The following is a 6,000-nucleotide window of genomic DNA, read 5'->3' as shown; positions in this document are numbered from 1 at the left end:
CCCGGAGACGGACCCGGAGGAGTCCGCCGAGGTGCTCGGCGCGGAGGCTGCCGCCCCGCCGACCGGCCCGGCCCGGCCGGTGCCCTGGCTGGGCGAGCTGACCTGGGTGCTGCACGGCGCGGCGGTCGCGGTCGCCCTGGCGTACGCGGTCACCGCGCTGCTGCGCGCCGACACGGTGCCGGTCGCCACCGGCGCGGGCGCGGTGCTGCTGCTCGCCGCGCTGGTGGGGCTGGCCGGCACGCTGGTGCTGCGTCGAGCGCCGCTGCCCGACGTCGGCGCCGGCATCGTCACCCTCGCCGTGATCGGCGCGCTGGGCCGGATCGCCTCGGTCGCCTTCCCCGGCCGGTCGCTGCTGCTCATCGCCGCGGTGATCACGGTCACCGGGCTGGCCGTACGGGCCGTACCGGAGGCGGCCCGGCGCGGGCCGCAGCTGGCCTCGGCCGTGGCCCTGACGGTCAGCGGGCTGGTGGTGGCCGGCGGCGCGCTGCGGGCCGGGCTGGCGCCGGTCCGGGCGGCGTTGCCCGCCTGGGCGGCGGACCTGGACCGGTGGCACGCCACGCTGGCGGCGGCGGTCGGCCCGACCGGGTGGCAGCTCGCCGCGAGCGCCTTCCTGCTGACGATCGCCGCGATGGTCGCCCTGCCCCCGGAGATCCGGCGCGAGTTCGCCGTGCTCGGGGCCGCGCTGACCGCGCTCGCCGTGCCGGCCTCCCTCGGGCTGGGCTGGACGATCGCCCCCTGGCCGATGCTGCTCACCGCGGTGGGCGTCGGTGTGCTGGGGCTGTCGGCGGACGGCAGACGTTCCGCCGTGGTGCACTCGGTCGCCGCGACCGGGTTGGGCCTGGCCGGTGCCGGCGCGGCGCTCTCCCGCCCGGCGCTGACCACCGCCGCGCTGACCACCCTGTTCCTGGCCGGCGCGCTGGTCTCGCTCGCGCCCCGGATCAGGATCGCCCCGGCCGCGGCGGACACGGTCTCCGGCTGGGCCGCCGGCGGGGCGGCGTTCGCACTGCCGGGGGCGGTGGCCGCGTTCGTCGCCGCCACGGTGCCCACCGACCCGACCCCCACCCCGGCGAGCCTGCGCGAGGTCACCGTCCCGGCGCTCGCGGCGAGCTTCCTCGGCGTCTGCGTCACCCTCGGCTACGCCTCGATCCGCCAGGTCGCGCAGCGGCACCTCAGCCTGCCGCACGCCGTGGGTACCGGCCTCGGCGCGCTGGCGGTCGCCGCGGCCGCGTTCGGGGCACCCGGCACGACCAGCGCCGACGCCTGGGTGGGCGCGCTGCTGATCGTCGCCGCGGTGCTGCTCTTCCTCGCCCCGTCCATCGACCGGGGGCGCCGCTCCGACCTCTCGTTGGACGGGTCCGATCTGGCCGCCGCCGGGACCACCGTGGCCCTGATCGCCACTCTGGCCCGGATCGCCGCCGTGCTCGCGCCCGGCGGGCAGCTCGTGGTGGCGGCCGCGCTCGTCCTGGTGGTCGCGGTGGCGGCGCGGGCGATGCCGGAGGAGTGGCGCCGGGGACCGATCCTCGGCACCACTGTCGGCGGCGCTCTGATCGGCCTGATCGCCGCCTGGACCGCGTTGCGCGGTGGGGTCGGCGTGCTGGCCACTCCGGGCCCGATCTGGGCCGGCGACCTGACCGGCTGGCCGGCCGCGCCGACCGGCGGGTCGACCTGGCAGGCCCCCGTCGCGCTGGCGATGCTGGCCGTCGCCGCCGGCATCCTGCTGCCGCCGCCGTGGAAGTACGACGTGGCGGGGGTGGCCGTCGTGCTGGCGACCATCGGCACCCCGGCCGCCTTCGACCTGCCCTGGTGGTCGCCGGTCCTGGTGGGCGCCGCGGTCGCCACGGTCTTCGGCATGGCGGCGGTCGCGGCGATCGACCCCCGCGCGGCGCTGTCCCGGGCCACGGTGGCCGGAGTGGTCGCCCTGCACGCGGCCGGCGCCGGGCTGGTCCGGCCGTGGACCACCGCGCTGGCGCTCGGCAGCATCGCGCTGATCGGCGTGGTGGTGGCCGCCCTGGCCCGGAGCCTCGCGCCGCCGCTGGTGGAGAACATCGAGACCGACGGGATGCCGCCGCACCTGGTACAGGTGGGCGGCGCGGCGGCCGGTGCCGCCCTGCTCGCGCTCCCCGGCGCGGTGGCGGCCCTGGCCGCCGAGTTCGAGCACTCCCCGCAGGTGGTGGTGACCGCCGCGCTGGCCGCGTCCAGCCTCGGCCTGGCGGCGGTGGCGGTGGTCCGCCGGCAGGTCCCGCAGTACCTGCCCTACGCGAGCGTGGCCGTGGTCGGCGGCGCGACCGTCAGCGCCCTGGCCGCGATCGTCACCCGCCTGCCCTCCGGGGTGTACGCGGCCGCTGCGGCGCTGCTCGGCGTGCTCGCCGAACTGGTCCGGGCGGCCACCACCCCGCCGACCGGCTCGGCCCGGCCGGTACGCCGCTGGTCGGTGCTGCTGGACGGGGCGCTGCGCCGGCTGCCGGACGACCGGACGGAGCTGCGCTGGCGGGTCAGCCCGGCCGCCGGGGCGCTCGCGGCGGCGGTGCTGCCCACCACGCTGGCGCTGGTGACGCTCGCGCCGCCGCTGCTGGTCGCGCTGGTCGAGCCGCTCCGGTCGCTGTCCCGGATCTGGCAGGGACCGCCGCCGGAACTGCTCACCCCGCCGCCCGACGCGGTCGACCCGACGCACGTGCTGACCGCGCTGCTGCTCACGGTGACCGCCGCGTTGGCCGCCACCGGGTTCAGCGGCGGCCGGCGTTCCCGGGCCGTGCCGGTGGTGCTGCCCGGCGCCGCAGTCACCCTGCTGATCACCCCGGTGGCGCTCGGCCACGGTTGGCCGGAGAGCTCGCTCGCCGGGCTGGTGGTCTTCACCATCTCGATGCTCGGGCTGGCCCTGACCCCGCCGCCGCCGCTGGCCGAGCCGGCCCGGTCGCTTCGGGTGGCCCGGGTGCTGGTCTTCGCGATCGGGCTGGCCGCCGGGGGCGCCGGGCTGGCCGGCAGCCTCGCCACCCGGGAGCTGACCCTCTTCACCCTGGGCGGGGCGGTCGGCGTCGGCGTGGTCGCCGCGCTCTTCGGCACCACGCAGCGGGCGCGCATCCTCGGCTGGCTGTTCGCCTCGCTGATGGCGGAGTTGTTCGTGCTCACCCTCGGCCTGGTGGTGGGGCTGGCCGCCGTCTGGTCCGCGTTCGGGGTGCTGGCGGTGGGGGCGGCGCTGCAGGTCTTCGCCGCCACCCTGCCCCGGCTGCGCCGCCCAGAGGCGTACCGGGAGGCGGCCACCGTGGAGTGGAGCGGGTACGCGGCCGCCCTCATCGCGCTGGCGCTGGCCTTCGACTCCCCCCGGCACATCGCCGCGCTGCTGGTCGCCTGGGGCGCCGTCCTCGGGGTGGCCGCGAGCCGGCAGGGCCGGCGGCCGGTGGAGCGGCGGATCCTGTTCTGGGCGGTGGTGGCCTGCGAGATCAGCGCCTGGTGGATCCTGATGCGGGTGGCCGACGTGGCGCTGCCCGAGGCGTACACCCTGCCGTTCGCCGCGCTCGCCCTGCTGGTGGGGGTGCTGGAGCTGCGCCACCGGCCGGACCTGTCGAGCTGGCTCGCGTACGGGCCGGCGCTGGTGACCGCGTTCGTGCCGACCCTGGCCATCGTGCTGGCCACCGATTCCAGCATGCTGCGGCAGGTGCTGCTGCTGCTCGGCGCGGTGGCGGTGCTGATCTTCGGCTCGACCAGCCGGCAGCAGGCGCCGGTGATCGTGGGTGCCACGGTCACCGCGATCGCGGCGGTGCACGCGTTGTTCAGCCTCGGGCCGTGGCTGGTGCTGATTCCGGTCGGCTTCGTGCTGCTGGTGCTCGGGGCGAGCAACGAGCGCCGCCGCCGCGCACAGGAACGCCTGCAGACCGCGTTGCGCGGCATGCGATGAAGCTCGTCTGTGCGGGGGCGGCGGATCCGGTCCGATTCGGCGGACGAACCGACCTGGGTTGATCGGGCCTTCCTCACTGTCCGCGTCGAGCCCGCCGGACGCAGAGTGCCGTCGTATCCCCTTTGCTCTGCTGTAGCCGACGCAACAGCAACGGACGGTGACAGCCGCGACCACGGCCTACCGCATGAGCGATAGAGAAATGCCAGCTCAGCGCCGGTGTTGCGTGGAGTGAAGCAGAGCAAAGGCGGTGTGAGGACAATCGCCTCCCGACCCACGGATCACGCGGAGTGACCACACGACGGGCTGACGGATGGTGACGCTCTGCACGAGGCCGCGAGCCCGGTGCGCAATGGCGGCGAACGCCGTCAGCCTGACGGCAGTCCCGCAGCCGGCGGACCGGCGAGTTGGATCAGCCGAGGGAGGCGCGGAGGGCGGCGTCCTTCTCGGCGACCAGTTCCTCCAGGCCCGTCTGGTACGCGGCCATCCGCTTCAGCAGCGCCGGGTCGGCGGCGGCCAGGATGCGCACGGCCAGCAGGCCGGCGTTACGGGCGTTGCCGATCGACACGGTGGCCACGGGCACGCCGGCCGGCATCTGCACGATGGACAGCAGTGAGTCCATCCCGTCGAGGTGCTTCAGCGGCACCGGCACACCGATCACCGGCAGCGGGGTGACCGAGGCGACCATCCCGGGCAGGGCGGCGGCGCCGCCAGCACCCGCGATGATCACCTTGAGGCCGCGGTCCGCGGCGTCCCGGCCGTACTCGATCATCTTGACCGGGGTGCGGTGGGCCGAGATCACGGCGACCTCGTACGGCACCTCGAACTCGTCCAGCGCCTCGGCGGCGGCCTTCATGGTCGGCCAGTCGGAGTCGCTGCCCATGATCAGCCCGACGGTGCTCACTCGTGCCCCTCCCGCAGCCAGCGGGCGGCCCGCGCGGCCCGTGCCCGTACGTCGTCCAGGTCGTCGCCGAGCACCGTGACGTGCCCGATCTTGCGGCCGGGGCGCACCTGCTTGCCGTACAGGTGCACCTTGGCGCCCGGCTCGGCGGCGAACAGGTGGTGCAACCGCTCGTCAACGGGGATCCCGCCCGGCTGCCCGCCGAGCACGTTCGCCATCACCACCACCGGCGCGGTTAGCGAGGTGTCCCCCATCGGGTAGTCGAGCACCGCCCGCAGGTGCTGTTCGAACTGTGAGGTCCGGGCCCCCTCGATGGTCCAGTGCCCCGAGTTGTGCGGACGCATCGCCAGCTCGTTGACCACCAGCCCGCTGGGGGTCTCGAAGAGCTCCACCGCGAGCAGGCCGACCACGCCGAGCGCGGTGGCCAGGTCGATGGCGAGCTGCTGGGCGGCGACGGCCAGTTCCTCGGGCAGGCCCGGCGCGGGGGCCAGCACCTCCACGCAGATCCCGTCCCGCTGCACGGTCTCGACCACCGGGTACGCGGCCACCTGGCCGAACGGCGAGCGCGCCACCTGCACCGCCAGCTCCCGGCGCAGCGCCACCCGCTCCTCGACGATCAGCGAGGTGCCCCCGGCCAGCAGGGTCGGGGCCAGCTCGGCCGCCTGTGTCGCGTCCGCCACCATCCAGACGCCGCGCCCGTCGTAGCCGCCCCGGGCCGCCTTCAGCACCACCGGCCAGCCCACCTGGTCGCCGAAGGCCATCAGGTCGGCGGGCTCCGCCACGGGCCGCCAGGCCGGGTTCGGCGCACCCAGCTCACCGAGGCGCTCCCGCATCACCCGCTTGTCCTGCGCGTGCAGCAGCGCGTCGGCCGGGGGGAAGAGCTTCACCCCCTCGTCGGCGAGGGCCCGGATGTGCTCGGTCGGCACGTGCTCGTGGTCGAAGGTGACCACGTCGCAGCCCTTGGCGAAGGTGCGCAACGCGGTCAGGTCGGTGTGGTCGCCGTACTGGACGTCGGCCGCGACCAGCGCGGCGCCGTCGTCGGGGGCAAGTGCCAGCACGCGCAGCGACTGGCCGAGGGCGATCGCGGCCTGGTGGGTCATTCGGGCCAGCTGGCCGCCGCCCACCATGCCGACAACAGGCAGTCCGGTACGGGAATCCATAGCGCCGCCAGCCTATCGGGGCGGGCGCCGGTCCCGGCCCGGAGGGCGGG

General features: G+C 76.1%; 3 protein-coding genes. 1 reads left to right on the top strand and 2 read right to left on the bottom strand.

The features are described from left to right. Positions 1–3,892, top strand: a 3,892-nt coding sequence (locus tag DKT69_RS31785) for an SCO7613 C-terminal domain-containing membrane protein (RefSeq protein WP_236648477.1), incomplete at its 5' end; no start/stop codon positions are given. Positions 3,893–4,301: 409 nt separating this feature from the next. On the opposite strand, the gene purE is transcribed toward DKT69_RS31785, so the two are convergent. Beyond that, positions 4,302–4,793, bottom strand: coding sequence for a 5-(carboxyamino)imidazole ribonucleotide mutase (gene purE, locus DKT69_RS31780; protein ID WP_109805119.1), 492 nt, complete (start codon positions 4,791–4,793; stop codon positions 4,302–4,304). Then, the gene (locus DKT69_RS31775) at positions 4,790–5,950 is read right to left on the bottom strand and encodes a 5-(carboxyamino)imidazole ribonucleotide synthase (RefSeq protein ID WP_109805118.1); all 1,161 of its coding nucleotides are present in this window, start codon (positions 5,948–5,950) and stop codon (positions 4,790–4,792) included. The genes purE and DKT69_RS31775 overlap by 4 nt, the downstream gene beginning before the upstream one ends. Between the last annotated feature and the right edge of the window lie 50 nt (positions 5,951–6,000).

It is taken from the genome of Micromonospora sicca, from assembly GCF_003172935.1.
GTDB classification, from domain to species: domain Bacteria; phylum Actinomycetota; class Actinomycetes; order Mycobacteriales; family Micromonosporaceae; genus Micromonospora; species Micromonospora sicca.
The sequence above is the reverse complement of the archived record's forward strand: the minus strand, read 5'-3'. Positions and strand labels throughout refer to the sequence as shown.

Excerpts from the sequence above, each read along its gene's own strand:
- DKT69_RS31775 (WP_109805118.1), bottom strand. The coding sequence starts at position 5,950 with ATGGATTCCCGTACCGGACTGCCTGTTGTCGGCATGGTGGGCGGCGGC.